This window comes from Phaeospirillum tilakii (genome assembly GCF_042683125.1).
Lineage (GTDB): Bacteria > Pseudomonadota > Alphaproteobacteria > Rhodospirillales > Magnetospirillaceae > Phaeospirillum > Phaeospirillum tilakii.
Map to the genome: position 1 here is coordinate 1 of NZ_JBHUIY010000101.1, position 940 is coordinate 940.

1 pseudogene is annotated in these 940 nt (G+C 73.5%); it reads left to right on the forward strand.

Features of this window, described 5'->3' with window-relative positions:
* Window positions 1-63: 63 nt before the first annotated feature.
* Window positions 64-940: pseudogene (locus ACFSNB_RS18700) on the forward strand (IS3 family transposase); the annotation flags it as partial.

Below are 940 nucleotides of genomic sequence, written 5' to 3' on the forward strand. Positions count from 1 at the left end.
TCCTCCGGTCTACAGTTTCTCGAGACACCCGATAAGCGGTAGAGAACCGCTTGGAGGTGGAGCATGGACGAGAACGAAAAGAGCGGCCCGGGGCCTTCGGAAGGAGCCCGGAGGGCGAGTGGAGACGGCCCCGGGCCGGGGGTCGGGCGTGCCCTTGGCCGCGGTGGCCGGATGTCTCGGCAGCGCAAGCGGGACGCGGTTCTGCGCCTGCTGCGGGGCGAGGACCTGGAGCTGGTGTCGCGGTCTCTGGGGGTGACGGCGGCGCGGCTGTCCGAGTGGCGGGACGAGTTTCTGGCGGCCGGCGAGGCGGCGCTGGCAACCCGCGAGAAGGATGACCGCGACCTGGAGATCGCCCGGCTGCGGGCCAAGCTGGGCGAGGTGCTGATCGCCAACGAGCTCCTGGAGAGCAAGGTCGACACCCTCGAGGCCGGCCGCCCTTTGGCCCGCAAGAGGTCGAGGCGATGAGCGCGCGTCGTTCGCCCTCGACCGGCTGCGCTTACGGCGTGGCGCGGGTGTGGCGGCTCGGCCGGGCCTCGGTCTACCGCCATCGCGCCGCTCCGGTCCAGCCCCGCCGGCGCGGCCCGGTGGGCGCCTTGCCCGACGCCGAGCTGGTGGCGGAAATCCGCGCCGTGCTGACCGCCTCGCCCTTCCACGGCGAGGGCTACCGCAAGGCCTGGGCGCGGCTGCGGGTCAAGGGCGTCCGCACCGCCAAACGCCGGGTGATGCGGCTGATGGCCGAGCACGGCCTGCGGGCGCCCAGCCGCCAGGGCCGCCCTCGGGGGCCGCGTGCGCACGACGGCACCATCCGCACCGCACGCGTCGACGAGATGTGGGGCACCGACCTCACCACCACCTGGACCGGCGAGGGGCCAGCCTCGGTGATGATCGCCGTCGACCATTGCTCGGGCGAGTGCGTCGGCATCCACGCCGCCAAACGGGC